General features: G+C 56.5%; 16 protein-coding genes. 13 read left to right on the forward strand and 3 right to left on the reverse strand.

The genetic code is table 11. The annotated features are described in order from the left end of the window. The first annotated feature begins 215 nt into the window (after window positions 1-215). The gene (locus IPZ49_RS03935) at window positions 216-1,169 is read left to right on the forward strand and encodes a nickel/cobalt transporter (RefSeq protein ID WP_023299116.1); all 954 of its coding nucleotides are present in this window, start codon (window positions 216-218) and stop codon (window positions 1,167-1,169) included. Between the two features lie 32 nt (window positions 1,170-1,201). On the opposite strand, the gene proP is transcribed toward IPZ49_RS03935, so the two are convergent. Then, window positions 1,202-2,704: a glycine betaine/L-proline transporter ProP gene (gene proP / locus IPZ49_RS03940; RefSeq protein WP_022646793.1), complete on the reverse strand. Its 1,503-nt coding sequence runs from the start codon at window positions 2,702-2,704 to the stop codon at window positions 1,202-1,204. A 646-nt stretch (window positions 2,705-3,350) separates the two neighbouring features. Here proP and kdgT point away from each other — a divergent pair. After that, on the forward strand, window positions 3,351-4,343 hold the full coding sequence (gene kdgT / locus IPZ49_RS03945) for a 2-keto-3-deoxygluconate transporter (RefSeq protein WP_022646792.1): 993 nt from the start codon (window positions 3,351-3,353) through the stop codon (window positions 4,341-4,343). A 33-nt stretch (window positions 4,344-4,376) separates the two neighbouring features. On the opposite strand, the gene IPZ49_RS03950 is transcribed toward kdgT, so the two are convergent. Beyond that, window positions 4,377-5,255 (reverse strand): diguanylate cyclase regulator RdcB family protein, encoded by an 879-nt coding sequence (locus IPZ49_RS03950; protein WP_022646791.1) that lies wholly within the window; start codon window positions 5,253-5,255, stop codon window positions 4,377-4,379. Continuing rightward, complete coding sequence (gene crfC, locus IPZ49_RS03955) at window positions 5,252-7,606, reverse strand: clamp-binding protein CrfC (protein WP_063147137.1); 2,355 nt, start codon at window positions 7,604-7,606, stop codon at window positions 5,252-5,254. The genes IPZ49_RS03950 and crfC overlap by 4 nt, the downstream gene beginning before the upstream one ends. A gap of 591 nt (window positions 7,607-8,197) precedes the next feature. Here crfC and IPZ49_RS03960 point away from each other — a divergent pair. From IPZ49_RS03960 to phnK, 11 genes are all read left to right on the forward strand, one after another. After that, window positions 8,198-8,533 (forward strand): zinc ribbon domain-containing protein YjdM, encoded by a 336-nt coding sequence (locus IPZ49_RS03960; RefSeq protein WP_022646789.1) that lies wholly within the window; start codon window positions 8,198-8,200, stop codon window positions 8,531-8,533. Between the two features lie 80 nt (window positions 8,534-8,613). Next, window positions 8,614-9,045: a VOC family metalloprotein YjdN gene (gene yjdN, locus IPZ49_RS03965; protein WP_022646788.1), complete on the forward strand. Its 432-nt coding sequence runs from the start codon at window positions 8,614-8,616 to the stop codon at window positions 9,043-9,045. Between the two features lie 173 nt (window positions 9,046-9,218). Continuing rightward, window positions 9,219-10,007, forward strand: coding sequence for a phosphonate ABC transporter ATP-binding protein (gene phnC, locus IPZ49_RS03970; RefSeq protein WP_003860210.1), 789 nt, complete (start codon window positions 9,219-9,221; stop codon window positions 10,005-10,007). A gap of 23 nt (window positions 10,008-10,030) precedes the next feature. Next, window positions 10,031-11,047 (forward strand): phosphonate ABC transporter substrate-binding protein, encoded by a 1,017-nt coding sequence (gene phnD / locus IPZ49_RS03975; RefSeq protein ID WP_022646786.1) that lies wholly within the window; start codon window positions 10,031-10,033, stop codon window positions 11,045-11,047. A gap of 50 nt (window positions 11,048-11,097) precedes the next feature. Beyond that, entirely contained in the window at window positions 11,098-11,877 is a 780-nt protein-coding gene (gene phnE, locus IPZ49_RS03980; protein WP_022646785.1) for a phosphonate ABC transporter, permease protein PhnE, read from the forward strand. A gap of 20 nt (window positions 11,878-11,897) precedes the next feature. Continuing rightward, a complete protein-coding gene (gene phnF, locus IPZ49_RS03985; RefSeq protein WP_022646784.1) occupies window positions 11,898-12,623 on the forward strand; it encodes a phosphonate metabolism transcriptional regulator PhnF in 726 nt (241 codons plus the stop codon). Further along, on the forward strand, window positions 12,624-13,076 hold the full coding sequence (phnG, locus tag IPZ49_RS03990; RefSeq protein WP_023299115.1) for a phosphonate C-P lyase system protein PhnG: 453 nt from the start codon (window positions 12,624-12,626) through the stop codon (window positions 13,074-13,076). Further along, window positions 13,073-13,657: a phosphonate C-P lyase system protein PhnH gene (gene phnH, locus IPZ49_RS03995; RefSeq protein WP_023305278.1), complete on the forward strand. Its 585-nt coding sequence runs from the start codon at window positions 13,073-13,075 to the stop codon at window positions 13,655-13,657. Before phnG ends, phnH begins: the two co-directional genes overlap by 4 nt. Next, complete coding sequence (locus tag IPZ49_RS04000; RefSeq protein ID WP_022646782.1) at window positions 13,657-14,721, forward strand: carbon-phosphorus lyase complex subunit PhnI; 1,065 nt, start codon at window positions 13,657-13,659, stop codon at window positions 14,719-14,721. Before phnH ends, IPZ49_RS04000 begins: the two co-directional genes overlap by 1 nt. Further along, on the forward strand, window positions 14,714-15,559 hold the full coding sequence (phnJ, locus tag IPZ49_RS04005; RefSeq protein ID WP_023299113.1) for an alpha-D-ribose 1-methylphosphonate 5-phosphate C-P-lyase PhnJ: 846 nt from the start codon (window positions 14,714-14,716) through the stop codon (window positions 15,557-15,559). Before IPZ49_RS04000 ends, phnJ begins: the two co-directional genes overlap by 8 nt. Further along, window positions 15,556-16,311 (forward strand): phosphonate C-P lyase system protein PhnK, encoded by a 756-nt coding sequence (phnK, locus tag IPZ49_RS04010; RefSeq protein ID WP_006177354.1) that lies wholly within the window; start codon window positions 15,556-15,558, stop codon window positions 16,309-16,311. Before phnJ ends, phnK begins: the two co-directional genes overlap by 4 nt. The last annotated feature ends 75 nt before the right edge of the window (window positions 16,312-16,386 follow it).

A 16,386-nucleotide genomic window follows, 5' to 3' on the forward strand; every position in this document is an offset into this window, starting at 1 on the left:
CATCCGCCGTGTCGATGGAGCCGCATTATAGGGAGTTCCCGAGCGACCGCAACAGAAAAGTTGCAAAAAAATGACTGACTGCTGTATTCCCCAGCAAAACCCCGCCTTATACCCTTTTACGCACAGAGTTATCCACAATCCATTGACGATCCCGGTGCGATCCCGCTAATTGAACACTATACTAGCGGCAAATATTCCTCTCGCAGACCAACCTGATGACGACACAACGACTTCAACGTGACTGGCGTATCCCAACCGCCGGGCTCGCCGTGCTGGTGTTACTTATGGCAGGTTTCGCACTGCATACGCACTGGAATGCTTTTATTCAGTGGTGCCTCGCCGCTCAGATCACCCTGCACCGTTATCTGGTGATGTATTTGCTGCAACTTAATAATCATCAGTACAGCGGTGGGCTGTGGTTGTTAACCGGTGCGTTTCTTTATGGTGTACTCCATGCCGTTGGACCAGGACACGGCAAATTTATCGTCGCCACGTATCTCAGCACCAATAAAGAGAGCCAGCTCGCGGCGCGCGTCGTACCGTTTATCGGTAGCCTGATGCAGGGCGTCAGCGCGATCCTCTTTGTGTTTATCCTGGCGGTTGGATTGAACCTCGCGGCAGGGGATATCAGTACCAGCCGTTGGTACGTCGAGAAAATCAGCGCCTTACTGATTGCCGCCTTCGGTGCGTTTATCATTTATCAGGCGCTCAGCAGCCTGCGTCCGCGCAAAATGGCGATTAGCGCCATCAAGCCGCATCATCAGCATAATGAACACTGTGGCTGCGGCCATCACGGCGTAGGGGTGGATCTGGCTAAAAGCGACTGGAAAACCCGTCTGGGCGTGGTGCTGGCCATTGGCGCACGCCCGTGCAGCGGAGCAATTATGATCCTGATGTTCTCGAATGCGCTCGGCATTATTAGCTGGGGAATTGCTGCTGTGATGACAATGTCGCTGGGCACGGCGCTGTCGATTATGGGGCTGTCGCTGGCAGTACGTTACGCGCGTGAACGCACAGTAGCCTGGTTTAGTGGCGGCACTTCCCTGAACTGGGTAATGCCGATGGTCAAAATAGCCGGAGGAGTTGTTCTGATACTGTTCGCAACTATCCTCTTCCTGACGGTGATCCCCGTCAGCGCCAGCGGCGACTATATCGCCGCAGGATGCTAATAAAAGAAAACCCGCCAGCGGCGGGTTTTTTATCACTCGTTAATTCGCGGATGCTGATCAACCAGGCGAGAACGTTTTTTCTGAAGCTCTTCAATCTCTGCGTCAATATCTTCAATCTTCTGCTCTACGTTATCGTAGTGCTCGCGCAGGATCTCCTTCGCTTCCTGAATATCGGACGCCGCAGGCGTTGCCCCTTTCAGTGGACGGTTCGCCGTCTCCTTCATAGTAATACCGGTAATCAGGCCAATCACCGCAATAACCATCAGATAGTAAGCAGGCATCATCAGGTTCTGCGTGCTCTCCACCAGTGAAGCAGCAAGCGTCGGCGTCAGGCCCGCAATCAGAACGGAGATATTAAAGGCTGCCGCCAGCGCACTGTAGCGAATATGCGTCGGGAACATTGCCGGTAGCGTAGAAGCCATCACCCCGATAAAGCAGTTGAGGATCACCGCCAGCATCAGCAGACCGGCGAAAATCAGCCCCAGCACATTGCTGTTAATCAGAATAAAGGCCGGGATTGCCAGCGCGAACAGCGCGACGCTACCGAGAATAATGAATGGCTTACGGCCAAAGCGGTCGCTCAGCAGACCCATAATCGGCTGCACGAACAGCATGCCTACCATGATGGCGATAATAATCAGCACACCGTGGTCTTCCGAGTAGTGCAGGTTATGCGACAGATAGCTCGGCATGTAGGTCAGCAGCATGTAATAGGTCACGTTGGTGGAAATCACCAGACCGATACAGGTCAGCAGGCTGCGCCAGTGTTTGGTCGCAATCTCCTTGAACGACACTTTTGGGCCATCCTGCAACCCTTCACGGTCGCCCTGTTCCAGCTTTTCAACGTGCTGCTGGAACGCAGGCGTCTCTTCCAGGGCGTGACGCAGGTAAAGACCGATGATGCCAAGCGGCAGCGCCAGGAAGAACGGAATACGCCAGCCCCAGTCGAGGAAGTTCTCTTCACCCACTACGGTTGAAATCAGAACCACAACTCCCGCGCCCATGACAAACCCGGCAATCGAACCAAAGTCGAGCCAGCTGCCCATAAAGCCGCGTTTTCGATCCGGAGAATACTCAGCGACAAAAATCGATGCACCGGTATATTCGCCGCCAACGGAGAAGCCCTGCGCCATCTTACAGATCAACAGCAGGATCGGTGCCCATATACCAATGGTCGCATAGGACGGAATAAGGCCGATACAGAATGTACTTATCGACATGATGACAATAGTAATAGCCAGGATCTTCTGGCGACCATATTTATCACCCAGCATGCCGAAGAACAGGCCACCGAGAGGGCGAATAAGGAAGGGAACAGAGAACGTACCCAGCGCGGCAATCATCTGCAAGCTGGGATCGGCACCGGGGAAGAACACTTTACCAAGCGCATAGGCAACAAAGCCGTAGACACCAAAATCGAACCACTCCATCGCATTACCGAGCGAGGCCGCCGTAATCGCTTTGCGCAGTTTCGCGTCATCAATAATGGTGACATCGCGCAGCGTGATGGGTTTTACTTTTTTCCTTCTAAGCATAGCTTTCCTCGTAGACTCAGCCCCGTCCGTTTCACAGCGCATTTGCAAGCTGTGAACCAGAGATCCGCTCCATGCGAATCTCCTTATTCAAGCGTAGCAGGTTTACTTACATTGACGTTTTACCTCAATACAACCGAACCTGTTGACGCCTGTCTGGGCAGTTAAAGACCTTTTTACCCTACCAGCGTTTATATATGTGATCAACTTCACATATATTTTTCCGGTTCGTAAGTTGGCTTCAGGTTTTGTCAATTCACGATAAATAAGGTCATTCTCACCCCCTTTATCAAGCACATCTTAACACCCGTTATTATTCCTCTTAAAACAAAAAACAATCACATTTCTTCACATCGAATTTACACAAAATTTAATTATTAACAGCGGGCATTCCTGTTTACATTCAATATGTGACGCAGATAACTAAAACAGTGTTTTATTTTCATTGAATCGCAATTCCAAAGATCGCATGATAAACCCGAACACAATATCCCAGCGGCTTTCAAATGAAGGAATGCTAAGCACCTGAATTTCGCTTTACAGCATAAGTAACGAATCGATTGGTCTTCAAAAAAGGCAATCATTTGAATTTGTTGATCTATTTTTTGAGATTTCCGCCAGCCACGCGGGCGAGATGTGAGGGTTAATGATGAAGATTAAAGCAACAATAGAACGCATCCCGGGCGGGATGATGCTGGTCCCGCTGGTACTTGGCGCGATATTAAATACGCTGGCCCCGAATACCGGTGCTTATTTTGGCGGTTTTACAAAAGGTATGATCACCGGAACGGTACCGATTCTGGCAGTCTGGTTCTTTTGCATCGGCGCATCTATTAATTTACGTGCAACTGGTACGGTATTACGTAAATCAGGGACGCTGGTCATTACTAAAATTGCGGTCGCCTGGGTCGTTGCCATGATCTGCGCGATGTTCATTCCGGAGAATGGCATACAGACCGGATTCTTCGCCGGATTATCCGTTCTGGCCATTGTTTCAGCAATGGATATGACCAACGGCGGTCTCTATGCCAGCCTGATGAATCAATATGGCACCAAAGAAGAATCAGGCGCGTTCGTGCTGATGTCCCTGGAGTCGGGTCCGCTGATGACCATGCTGATTCTGGGTTCTGCCGGCCTTGCCTCCTTTGAACCCCACCATTTTGTCGGGGCGATCCTGCCGTTCCTGATTGGTTTTGCGCTAGGCAACCTCGATCACGATCTGCGCGATTTCTTCAGCAAAGCCACCCCGGTACTGATCCCGTTCTTCGGCTTCGCGTTGGGCAATACCATCAATCTGAACGTGATTCTGGAAACCGGCCTGCTGGGTATTGTGCTGGGTGTTGCCGTCATCGTCATCACGGGTATTCCGCTAATTATTGCAGACCGCGTCATCGGGGGCGGTAACGGAACCGCAGGTGTGGCCGCCTCGTCGGCCGCAGGCGCTGCGGTAGCTAACCCGGTGATTATCGCCCAGATTAACCCGGCCTTTGAACCGGTGGCGGCTTCCGCCACGGCCCTGGTTGCCGCCAGCGTGATTGTGACGGCGATTCTGGTCCCGATCATCACGGCGCTATACGCCAGACGTTTTGGACAGGTTCCGGAGACCCAGGCAGAGCCGAAAGCGGTAGAAATGCACCACTAAGTCGTTCGCCCCCTCCTTAAAAAGAGGGGGCAATCACGCACTAAATATCTCTTCCACCATGCCATCCACCAGCCGTTTTGCCGAACAGAGTCTCGGCATACCCAGCGCGACCGTTTGCCAGCTCTGCGTCACTGACCAGCTCACCGGATGTTTATCCGCCTGACACCAGTCCCCCAGCCAGCCAAGCATATCTTTATAATCCATCAGACCAGGAGAAGCGGGCGTCGTCAGCCACTGATGGTAAAAATGCCGGGTGGTGGGAGAAGCATTAATCCCCTGTGCCAGATAGTTTGCGGCCATGCTGCGCAGGTTATCTTTCAGCATGGCCGCCACATCACTATTCGCCAGACGACAGGCATCGCCAAACGCGCCCCAGCGCAACTCTTCCAGCACGATAAAGCAGCGGCCAGCCAGCGACCAGCCGTCATACTGCCCGGCTCGCCAGCGGGTAAAAATTTGCTCGCTGTGCTCACCCGCCTGAACCGTAAGGCCGCGCTGCGCGAGCGCTTTCTCTTTATAAGCGGCACGCTGGTTGAAATGTGCGGAGAGCGCCTCGTACTGTTGCAACAATCCGGAAGGTTGAGGGAGGCGTGGATTAACCTGCTGGCGCAGGGCTACCAGCTTGTCGGACATGCGGGTCAGCGCCAGGTGTCCGGGGTCGAGCATACCGGCCAGTTTCTCCGCCAGACCCAGCCGCAGTGCTGCATTTTCGTTGAGCATTCCCGCCATTGCCCATGGCCGCAACCGGGTCTGCGTAACGATCTCCTGCGTCAAACGCTCACGAAATTGCAGTTGCTGTGGCCCCAGGAGGGTGTGACGAGCAGCATCCGCCCCCTGGACCAAATCGACCATAAATTTTGGATGAATACACTCCAGCGTCCGCCCGGGACCGTCCAGTAGCTGTGTTGTCATGGTTGCTCTGCCGCGAATAAGGTTTGAATATCATCGCGTAACAGTCGGGTATCTTCCTGAATCCACGCCGCTGTGGTCATACTTTGCTTCAACAACTGGCTAAGCGCCCGGGTTGAATGCTCATTCTGCTGCCGCACGGCAAGGCTATCACGCAAGCTTTCCTGTAACCCGGTCAGGCACAACGAAAACTCTGCAAAGAACGTTGCCATACCTGCCGTAACAGAGACATCGACCTGCGCGGCCAAAGCTTTACGAATTTGATCGCAAAACTGATCGGTATGCTGCGTAAATTTGCCATGAAGCTGAGCGATATCGATGACATATCGGGTGCGCGTCTCCACATACGCTTCCCAGCCCCAGCCGGGATGATTGAGCCAGCGCGAGACGGTATTACGTACGCTGCCCGCCCCTGCGGGCTGACTGGCGGGAGGGGTGTCCTGCACAATGGCATCATTAAATAAGCCGCGCGTATTGAAGTTAAGCTGGTTTGCCTGAAACGCCGGAAAGCTAATCCGCGCCCGAAAGCCGGCATGACTGAGCTGTTCCTTAATTTGCATCTCGATGGGGCGCATCGCCTCATTCAACGATCGGGCGAGCGTAGACTCCAGCTGATCGAAGCGTAACGCCAGCTCCCGGCTAATTCTGCTCTGCGCATTCAGCAAAATCTGCTCGCATGACGATCGGATCTTGCTCAGGACAATCTGTGCCTGCCCTTCATCGTCAAGCACCAGCTGCTGGTGCTCATCCGTGTCGTCTGTACGCATGCTGGATGGCTCGCGCCCGGCTAAATCAAGAATTAACGGGCGGCTAAACATGTCGTCCAGCGCCTGGTGAAGTTCACCTTTCTGACTAAGCAGAAATGCATCCGCTGCGTTGAGCGCCTCTTCAACTTCATGCTGGACCTCATCGCTCACTACGCTCTGCCGCTGACGCAGCATCGCCATGTCCTCTTCCAGGCGCTTAATATTCCGCTCCAGCTCATCAAAGGCGACCGTCAGTCCCTGATGGCGAAAATCCAGGTATTCTCTGGCATTTTGCGCATAGTTCAGCAGCTTATGCGATGCCGACCGCAGGGCGAACAGCGAGGCGTTGGCGTAAGCCGCGTAAATCAGCTTGCGGATGGGCTGTTCGAACAGCGAATCCTCCCACAGCAGATCCGCCGCATGGCGAATATGGTCACTATCGTCGAGATCGGCCGTACGCCAGCGGCGGCCCAGCGCGGCCTCGGCAAAATCCTGTACCCAACGCTGATCCTGATGATCGGGAAGCCGCCCATGGGTGTTCATCTCATAGCGGGCGCGGTTTGCCAGGTAGGCCCACATGGAAGAGACCGGATAAATTTGTCCCGGAGAAATATTCCCTTTCATCAGCGTGCCGGAAATCATCGCCCGTATCTGCTCTTCATCGTCGCTGTTACGATCTTTCTGATCGAATTTGTTGACCAGGGCGTAAAGCGGCACGGATTTCCCCGCCGCCGAAATTGCCTGACGAACCTCGGCGTCGGAAATGGATTTAAGCTGGGTATAGTCCATCACCGCCAGCACGGCGGAGGCGCGCGCCAGCTGCTCGCTGAGCATTTTTTGCAGGTGCGGCTGACCGGCCTCGTTCGGCCCCGGCGTGTCGAGCAGCGTCAGTTGCCCCAGGTGCGCATCCAGACCGGCGAGGTGCACAAATTCCACCTCAATCACCGGAATATGTTCAATCGCGGCGTACTCAGAAAAAGGAAACTCCACGCCCAGCGCCTGAGAAAGCCGCACCAGATCGTTCAGGCTTTTCAGACAATGAAAGATGGGCTCCGCGCCCAGGTGATGTTTTCCGAACGCCTCACCTCTTTCGATGCGCTCCAGCAGCGTATTCATGTCCTTGTCGATTTCCAGACGCCGCGCCAGCTTGCCGCGATCTTTATCGCACAATTTCGTCTGCAACTGGGAAATCAGGGTATCAATGGGCGCAACGTGCAAAAAATGCAGCACCGGCTCCTTCTGGCCCGGCGTATGGCGGATCAGCGTGGGCAGCGCCGTCATCGGACGATTGCGGTTCGGCAGCACTTCCGTGCCCACAATCGCATTAATGGTGGTCGATTTTCCCGCTTTCATGGTACCCACAATCGCCAGCACCATTTCGAGGCGGGTTATTTTGCGTAATTCGTTATTCAGCAACGCCTGCTGAGCGTCGACACCCCGCGCGCTAAAATGTAATGGCAAAACGTTGTTATTAACGCCGCTCATGGCAGCGGCTGTGCTATCCAGCTTTGCAATCGGCATTGATTTTAATGAATCAAGATTGTTCAGAGCCAGCTGTAACAAACGTTCGGCTTCCTGGCTTAATTCAAATATGGTCTGTGTGTGCATGATAAAAGCCTTCCCTTAACGCAAATTTATTAATTTTATTAAGCCACGTTTTTTTAATTATACTGTTCAGGCTTATATGATCACGTATGGAAAACATGTTCATTTAATACAAGTAACTGAAGATAATGAGAATTTAAATCTCACCCTTCTAATACGTGTAAAACATCCCTCTGGTCAGAAGACCAAAAGTAAATAGACAAAACGCATTTTCAGGAAACATCAGGAGATATCATCGTTATTTACCCACCAAAAAAGAGAGGTATTCCCTGACACCAAAAGATGTATAGCATCAGAAAGGATAGATAAATAACGGCTTGTTCCTTCACCTTATCCGAAATGGCACAGCGTAGCAATTTGCTGTAATAAAATATTCGATATATTTATCATCATAACGATCACTGCTGTGCAGGGCATAAGCTTCCCTTAATTCACTGACAGTTCGTGTCATCTTTTACGCATTTTTGCGCTATTTTTCTAAAACAATATCACCGACAAAAGTGGGGATTTGCGTTATACTCGCTGCCTTTTTCGGCACACTGCCGTCATTTAGCTGGCGTTTTCCAGCGTGTTAACACTTTTGAGGATACCAACATGCAACTTCCACACTGCCCGAAATGCAATTCTGAATACACCTATGAAGACAATGGCATGTTCGTTTGCCCGGAATGCGCCCATGAATGGAACGATGCGGAGCCTGCGCAGGACAGCGATACGCTGATTGTGAAAGACGCGAACGGCAACCTGCTGTCAGACGGCGACAGCGTTACCGTTGTGAAAGATCTGAAGGTAAAAGGCAGTTCTTCCATGCTGAAGATTGGTACCAAAGTGAAAAACATCCGTCTTGTTGAAGGCGATCATAATATCGATTGCAAAATTGACGGCTTCGGTCCGATGAAACTGAAATCTGAGTTCGTGAAAAAGAACTGATTGACCCGCCCGGTGACGCTTCGCTTACCGGGCGTCCGGGAACTACACTTAACGGGCTTTTCTTACGTGAGGTAAAGATTATGCCGTTAAGTCCCTACATCTCTTTCGCTGGCAACTGTGCGGAGGCCACCGCCTTCTATCAGCAGGCCGTCGGCGCAGAACTCCTCTACAAAATCACCTTCGGCGAAATGCCTAAAGACGAAAACAGCGAAGAAGGCTGTCCGTCCGGCATGAACTTCCCGGATACCGCCATCGCCCACTCTAACGTCCGCATCGCGGGCAGCGACATTATGATGAGCGACGGGATACCGCCTGGCAGCAGCGCGCAATACGCGGGTTTCACACTGGTGCTCGACACCCAGGATGTGTCGGAAGGCAAGCGCTGGTTCGACAACCTCGCCGATGGCGGCAATATTGAAATGGCCTGGCAGGAGACCTTCTGGGCGCACGGATTTGGCACTGTGACCGACAAATACGGCGTGCCGTGGATGATTAACGTCGTTAAATCGTAGGCTGGATAAGCGCAGCGCATCCGGCAATAGCGTCCGGTGGCGCTGCGCTGACCGGGCCTACGGTGATTGTCATCAAATCCCCCTCAACTCTTCAAACTCCCGCAACCAACACTTAACCTGAATGTCATATTGATGCGCCAGCATGAGGCCACATTTATCGTGAGGCCCAGCACATGCAAACTGTCATTCGCGTCGAGAAACTGAGCAAAACCTTCCATCACAACAAGGCGCTGCATGCCGTTGATCTGACCGTCCAGCAGGGCGAAATGGTGGCGCTGCTGGGGCCATCCGGTTCAGGAAAATCCACCCTTCTTCGTCACTTAAGCGGCCTCATTACCTGTGACAAAACGCCGGAAAGCCGCGTCGAGCTGCTGGGTAACACCGTGCAACATGCGGGGCGTCTGGCAAGCGATATTCGCAAAAGCCGCGCGCAGACGGGCTATATCTTTCAGCAGTTCAACCTGGTGAACCGCCTGACGGTGCTCGAGAACGTGCTGATTGGCGCGCTCGGCAGCACCCCGTTCTGGCGCACCTGCCTGCGCTGGTTCTCCCCTTCCCAGAAACAAGAAGCCTTACAGGCGCTGACCCGCGTCGGCATGGCGCATTTTGCCCACCAGCGCGTCTCAACGCTCTCCGGCGGACAGCAGCAGCGCGTCGCCATCGCCCGCGCTCTGATGCAGAAAGCCAAAATCATTCTGGCCGATGAGCCTATCGCCTCGCTGGATCCGGAATCGGCCCGCATCGTGATGGAAACCCTGCGCGACATCAACCAGAACGACGGCATCACCGTGGTGGTGACGCTGCATCAGGTGGATTACGCCCTGCGCTACTGCGAGCGCATCGTCGCCCTGCGTCAGGGCCACGTGTTCTTCGATGGCGCCAGCCATCAGTTTGATAACGAACGTTTTGATCATCTCTACCGCAGCGTAAACCGCGTCGAAGAACGCGCGCAGGCTGCTTAACGCCCCGATAACGAGGAATGGAAATGAACTACAAAGCCGTTGCCGCGCTGGCCTTCACCAGCATGTTCAGCATCAGCACCCTGTTAAGCCCGGCCTGGGCAGAGGAACAGGAAAAAGCGTTGAACTTTGGCATCATTTCAACGGAATCACAGCAAAACCTGAAGCCGCAGTGGGAACCGTTCCTGAAAGATATGGAAACCAAACTGGGGATCAAAGTGAACGCCTTCTTCGCCCCGGACTACGCGGGCATTATCCAGGGAATGCGCTTCAACAAAGTCGACATCGCCTGGTACGGCAACCTCTCTGCCATGGAAGCGGTAGATCGCGCCAACGGCCAGGTCTTTGCCCAGACCGTTGCAGCAGACGGCTCCCCGGGCTACTGGAGCGTGCTGATCGTTAACAAAGACAGCCCGATCAACAACCTCAACGATATGCTCGCCAAACGCAAAGAGCTGACCTTTGGTAACGGCGACCCGAATTCTACGTCCGGCTTCCTCGTCCCGGGTTACTACGTCTTCGCGAAAAACAACATCTCCGCCAGCGACTTCAAGCGCACGGTTAACGCCAGCCACGAAACCAACGCCCTGGCCGTAGCGAACAAGCAGGTAGACGTTGCCACCAACAACACTGAAAACCTCGACAAGCTGAAGACCTCCGCGCCGGACAAGCTGAAAGCGCTGAAGGTGATCTGGAAATCGCCATTGATCCCGGGCGACCCGATTGTGTGGCGTAAAAACCTCTCCGAAAGCACCAAGGACAAGGTCTACGACTTCTTTATGAACTACGGCAAAACGCCGGAAGAGAAAGCAGTGCTGGCGCACCTGGGCTGGGCACCGTTCCGCGCGTCCAGCGATTTGCAGCTGGTGCCGATTCGCCAGCTGGCGCTGTTTAAACAGATGCAGGGCGTGAAGGACAACAAAGGTCTGAAGGAAGAAGAGAAGACCAGCAAAGTGTCGGAAATTCAGGCGCAGCTGGACGATCTCGACCGCCTGACCGCCGCGCTCGGGGCGATGACCAGCGTGAATAAAGCGGTGCAGTAACTCAAGTCCCCTCTCCCACAGGGAGAGGGAGAACAGATTAAGGAGCCAACATGCAAACCATCACCCTCCCGCCGCCAAAGCGCAGCTGGTTCTCGCTCATAAGCTGGGCCGTTCTGCTGGCGGTGCTCGTTATCTCCTGGAAGGGCGCGGAGATGGATCCGCTGCTGCTCTTCAGGGACTCGGGCAACATGGCGACCTTCGCCGCCGACTTCTTCCCACCTGACTTCAGCCAGTGGCAGGACTACCTCAGTGAAATGGCCACCACCCTGCAAATCGCCGTCTGGGGCACCGCCCTCGCCGTGATCCTCTCCATTCCGTTTGGCCTGATGAGCGCCGAAAACATCGTGCCTTGGTGGATCTACCAGCCGATGCGTCGCCTGATGGACGCCTGTCGCGCCATCAACGAAATGGTCTTTGCGATGCTGTTCGTGGTCGCCGTCGGCCTGGGTCCGTTCGCTGGCGTGATGGCGCTGTTCATCCACACCACCGGCGTACTCTCCAAGCTGCTCTCCGAAGCGGTTGAAGCCATCGAGCCCGGCCCGGTGGAAGGCATCCGCGCAACCGGCGCGAACAAAATCGAAGAGATCCTCTACGGCGTCCTGCCGCAGGTCATGCCGCTGCTCATCTCCTATTCGCTATACCGCTTCGAGTCCAACGTTCGCTCCGCCACCGTGGTCGGCATGGTGGGCGCAGGCGGTATTGGCGTCACCCTGTGGGAAGCGATTCGCGGTTTCCAGTTCCAGCAAACCTGCGCATTGATGGTGCTTATCATCGTCACCGTCAGCCTGCTGGATTTCCTCTCTCAACGCTTGCGTAAGCACTTCATCTGAGAAGCGAGGCTTTGATTGGTATGCACTTATCCAGACATCCGACCAGTTACCCTACCCGCTGGCAAGAGATTGCGGCAAAGCTCGAAGTGGAGCTGCGCACGCACTATCGGTGCGGCGACTACCTGCCTGCCGAGCAGCAGCTTGCCGACCGCTACGAAGTGAATCGCCACACCCTGCGTCGCGCCATCGATCAGCTGGTGGAGCGCGGCTGGGTCCAGCGTCGTCAGGGCGTCGGCGTGCTGGTGCTGATGCGCCCGTTTGACTACCCGCTCAATGCCCAGGCGCGTTTTAGCCAGAACCTGCTCGATCAGGGCAGCCACCCCACCAGCGAAAAGCTGCTGTCTGTCCTGCGCCCGGCCTCCCGCCACGTAGCGGACGCGCTGGGGATTCAGGAGGGCGACAACGTCGTTCACCTGCGCACGTTGCGCCGGGTGAACGGCGTGGCGGTCTGTCAGATCGACCACTACTTCGCGGACCTCTCCCTCTGGCCCGTGCTGCAACATTTCGCCAGCGGTTCCCTGCATGATTTTCTTCAGGAGGCGACGGGTATCGCGCTCAAACGCACCCAGACGCGCATCAGCGCCCGCCGCGCGCAGGCTAAAGAGAGCAAGGTGCTGGAGATCCCCAACATGGCCCCGCTGCTCTGCGTGCGCACCCTCAACCACCGTGACGGCGACGTCAACGCAACGGAATACTCCGTCAGCCTGACCCGCGCCGACATGATTGAATTTACCATGGAGCACTGAATGCACTTCGACACCTCCACTCGTCAGCGCTGGATGCGCGTGCTGGCCCACAGCCAGCCTGCTGCGCTGGCTGCCCGCATGAACGCGCTCGGCCTGACGCCGGACTACGACACGATCCGCGCGCCAGAGATCGGCCTGGTGCAGATCCAGGCACGCATGGGCGGCACCGGCGAGCGCTTCTTCGCCGGCGATGCCACCCTCACCCGCGCGGTGATCCGCCTGAGCAGCGGCACGCTGGGCTACGGCTACGTACTTGGGCGCGACAAAACACACGCCGAGCGCTGCGCCGTGATCGACGCGCTTTTACAGGAACAGCCGCATTTTCAGACCTTAATGGAAACCCTTATTGCCCCGCTGGAAGCTGACCGCGCCGCACGCCTTGCCGCGCGTCAGGCCGAAGTGAATACCAGCCGGGTCGACTTCTTTACGCTCGTTCGCGGAGACAACGCATGACGCTTCAACCTGCCTTTACCCTGGCCGTCCAGGATGCCCAACAGAGTTTCCGTCGCCTGCTGAAAGCCATGAGCGAGCCCGGCGTGATCGTCTCGCTGCACCAGCTTTCGCAGGGCTGGCTGCCGCTGAATCTCGCCTCTACCAGCGTGCTGCTGACGCTGGCGGACAACGACACGCCGGTATGGCTGTCAGGGGCATTGCTGAACGATATCGCCAGCCAGAACCTGCGCTTTCATACCAACGCGCCGCTGGTCGAGCAGCCCCAGCAGGCGGTCTTCGCCGTGGCAGACGAGCAAATCAGCCACGAGCAGCTTAACGCCCTGAGCGAAGGCAGCGCCGTCGCACCGGAAACCAGCGCCACGCTGATCCTGCAAGTCTCCAGCCTGAGCGGTGGTCGCATGCTTCGCCTGACGGGTGCAGGCATCGCCGACGAGCGGATGGTCGCCCCCCAGCTGCCGGAGTGCATCATCCATGAGCTGACCGAGCGTCCGCATCCGTTCCCGCTCGGCATTGACCTGCTCCTGACCTGCGGCGAGCGCCTGCTGGCGATCCCGCGAACTACCCACGTGGAGGTGTGCTGATGTACGTTGCCGTCAAAGGGGGCGAGAAGGCGATCGCCGCCGCCCATGCCTTGCAGGCGCACAGACGCCGGGGGGATGACGCTCTTCCCGAGCTGAGCGTCGCCCAGATTGAACAGCAGTTAAATTTGGCCGTCGACCGCGTGATGACCGAAGGCGGCATCGCGGACCGTGAGCTGGCGGCGCTGGCGCTGAAACAGGCCAGCGGCGATAACGTGGAAGCCATCTTCCTGCTGCGCGCTTACCGCACTACGCTGGCGAAGCTGGCGGTGAGCGAGCCGGTAAATACGGCGGAAATGCGTTTAGAGCGCCGTATTTCTGCGGTGTATAAAGATATTCCTGGCGGCCAGCTGCTTGGCCCCACCTACGACTACACCCATCGTCTGATGGACTTCGCTCTGCTGGCAAACGGTGAAACACCGCAGCTCAGCGCCTCTGATGCTGAACAAGACGCCTCCCCGCACGTCTTTAGCCTGCTGGCAAACCAGGGGCTGGCGAAGGCGGAAGAAGACACCGGCAGCACACCGGATGACATCACCCGCACGCCGCCGGTCTATCCCTGTTCGCGCTCGTCCCGTCTGCAACAGCTGATGCGCGGCGACGAAGGGTATCTGCTGGCGCTGGCCTACTCCACGCAGCGCGGCTACGGGCGCAACCACCCGTTCGCGGCAGAGATCCGCAGCGGCTATCTCGATGTCGAAATTGTGCCAGAAGAGCTGGGGTTTGCGGTGAACATCGGCGAACTGCTGATGACCGAGTGCGAAATGGTCAACGGTTTTGTCGCGCCAGAAAATGAAGATCCACACTTTACCCGCGGCTACGGGCTGGTGTATGGCCTGAGCGAGCGCAAGGCGATGGCGATGGCGCTGGTTGACCGTGCGCTCCAGGCGCCGGACTACGGCGAGCATATTGCAGGCCCGGCACAGGACGAAGAGTTCGTGCTGGCCCACGCGGATAACGTTGAGGCCGCGGGCTTTGTCTCGCACCTCAAGCTGCCGCACTACGTCGATTTCCAGGCCGAACTGGAACTGCTGAAACGCCTGCAACGGGAGCGCGCCAATGGCTAACTTAAGCGGCTACAACTTTGCCTATCTGGACGAGCAAACTAAACGCATGATCCGCCGCGCCATCCTTAAGGCTGTGGCGATCCCCGGCTACCAGGTGCCGTTCGGCGGCCGCGAAATGCCGATGCCCTACGGCTGGGGCACCGGCGGTATTCAAATCACCGCCAGCGTGATTGGCGAAGCGGACGTGCTGAAGGTCATCGACCAGGGGGCAGACGACACCACCAACGCCGTGTCGATCCGCAACTTCTTCAGGCGCGTAACGGGCGTCAACACCACTGAAAAAACCGAAGACGCGACGCTGATCCAGACCCGTCACCGCATTCCGGAAACCCCGCTGACGGAAGATCAGATTTTGATTTTCCAGGTGCCGATCCCGGAGCCGCTGCGCTTTATCGAGCCGCGGGAAACCGAAACCCGCACCATGCACGCCCTGGAAGAGTACGGGATCATGCAGGTCAAACTGTATGAGGACATCGCCCGCTTCGGCCATATCGCCACCACCTACGCCTACCCGGTGAAGGTGAACGGCCGCTACGTGATGGACCCGTCGCCGATCCCGAAATTCGATAACCCGAAGATGGACATGATGCCCGCCCTGCAACTTTTTGGTGCCGGACGTGAAAAACGCATCTACGCCGTACCGCCGTTTACCCGCGTAGAGAGCCTGGATTTCGACGATCACCCGTTTACGGTGCAGGAGTGGGACGAGCCGTGCGCCATCTGCGGATCCAAACACAGCTATCTGGATGAAGTGGTGCTGGACGACACGGGCAAACGGATGTTTGTCTGCTCCGACACCGATTACTGCCGCCAACAGAGCGAGGCGAACAGCCAATGAAACCGCTGCTTTCGGTTAACAACCTGACTCACCTTTATGCGCCGGGCAAAGGCTTTAGCGACGTGTCGTTTGAGCTGTGGCCGGGCGAAGTGCTGGGCATTGTCGGCGAGTCCGGCTCCGGTAAAACCACCCTGCTGAAGTCCATCTCCGCGCGCCTGACGCCGCAGAATGGCGACATTTTGTATGAGGGCGCATCGCTGTACGGCATGAGCGAAGCCGAGCGCCGCCGCCTGCTGCGCACCGAGTGGGGCGTGGTGCATCAGCACCCGATGGACGGCCTGCGCCGTCAGGTGTCAGCGGGGGGCAACATCGGTGAACGGCTGATGGCCACCGGCGCACGCCACTACGGCAATATCCGCGCCACGGCGCAGCACTGGCTGGAGGAAGTTGAAATCCCCGCCTCGCGCATCGACGACCTGCCGACCACCTTCTCCGGCGGCATGCAGCAGCGTTTACAGATTGCCCGCAATCTCGTCACCCATCCGAAGCTGGTGTTTATGGACGAACCGACCGGCGGGCTGGACGTATCCGTGCAGGCTCGCCTGCTCGACCTGCTGCGCGGCCTGGTGGTGGAGCTGAACCTGGCGGTGGTGATTGTCACCCATGATTTAGGCGTCGCGCGCCTGCTGGCGGACCGTCTTCTGGTGATGAAGCAGGGTCAGGTGGTGGAAAGTGGGTTAACCGACCGGGTGCTCGACGATCCCCATCATCCGTACACCCAGCTGCTGGTGTCGTCGGTGTTGCAGAACTGAGGGCGCTGTTGCCGGGTGGCGCTGCGCTTACCCGGCCTACGAACACCGCCCCCGTAGGCCGGGTAAGGCGAAGCC

It is taken from the genome of Enterobacter cloacae complex sp. S2 (genome assembly GCF_015159675.1).
Lineage (GTDB): Bacteria > Pseudomonadota > Gammaproteobacteria > Enterobacterales > Enterobacteriaceae > Enterobacter > Enterobacter intestinihominis.

Bases quoted from the DNA above. Each gene is read 5' to 3' on its own strand.
- IPZ49_RS03935 (WP_023299116.1), top strand. From the start codon at position 216: ATGACGACACAACGACTTCAACGTGACTGGCGTATCCCAACCGCCGGG.
- proP (WP_022646793.1), bottom strand. From the start codon at position 2,704: ATGCTTAGAAGGAAAAAAGTAAAACCCATCACGCTGCGCGATGTCACC.
- kdgT (WP_022646792.1), top strand. From the start codon at position 3,351: ATGAAGATTAAAGCAACAATAGAACGCATCCCGGGCGGGATGATGCTG.
- IPZ49_RS03950 (WP_022646791.1), bottom strand. From the start codon at position 5,255: ATGACAACACAGCTACTGGACGGTCCCGGGCGGACGCTGGAGTGTATT.
- crfC (WP_063147137.1), bottom strand. From the start codon at position 7,606: ATGCACACACAGACCATATTTGAATTAAGCCAGGAAGCCGAACGTTTG.
- IPZ49_RS03960 (WP_022646789.1), top strand. From the start codon at position 8,198: ATGCAACTTCCACACTGCCCGAAATGCAATTCTGAATACACCTATGAA.
- yjdN (WP_022646788.1), top strand. From the start codon at position 8,614: ATGCCGTTAAGTCCCTACATCTCTTTCGCTGGCAACTGTGCGGAGGCC.
- phnC (WP_003860210.1), top strand. From the start codon at position 9,219: ATGCAAACTGTCATTCGCGTCGAGAAACTGAGCAAAACCTTCCATCAC.
- phnD (WP_022646786.1), top strand. From the start codon at position 10,031: ATGAACTACAAAGCCGTTGCCGCGCTGGCCTTCACCAGCATGTTCAGC.
- phnE (WP_022646785.1), top strand. From the start codon at position 11,098: ATGCAAACCATCACCCTCCCGCCGCCAAAGCGCAGCTGGTTCTCGCTC.
- phnF (WP_022646784.1), top strand. From the start codon at position 11,898: ATGCACTTATCCAGACATCCGACCAGTTACCCTACCCGCTGGCAAGAG.
- phnG (WP_023299115.1), top strand. From the start codon at position 12,624: ATGCACTTCGACACCTCCACTCGTCAGCGCTGGATGCGCGTGCTGGCC.
- phnH (WP_023305278.1), top strand. From the start codon at position 13,073: ATGACGCTTCAACCTGCCTTTACCCTGGCCGTCCAGGATGCCCAACAG.
- IPZ49_RS04000 (WP_022646782.1), top strand. From the start codon at position 13,657: ATGTACGTTGCCGTCAAAGGGGGCGAGAAGGCGATCGCCGCCGCCCAT.
- phnJ (WP_023299113.1), top strand. From the start codon at position 14,714: ATGGCTAACTTAAGCGGCTACAACTTTGCCTATCTGGACGAGCAAACT.
- phnK (WP_006177354.1), top strand. From the start codon at position 15,556: ATGAAACCGCTGCTTTCGGTTAACAACCTGACTCACCTTTATGCGCCG.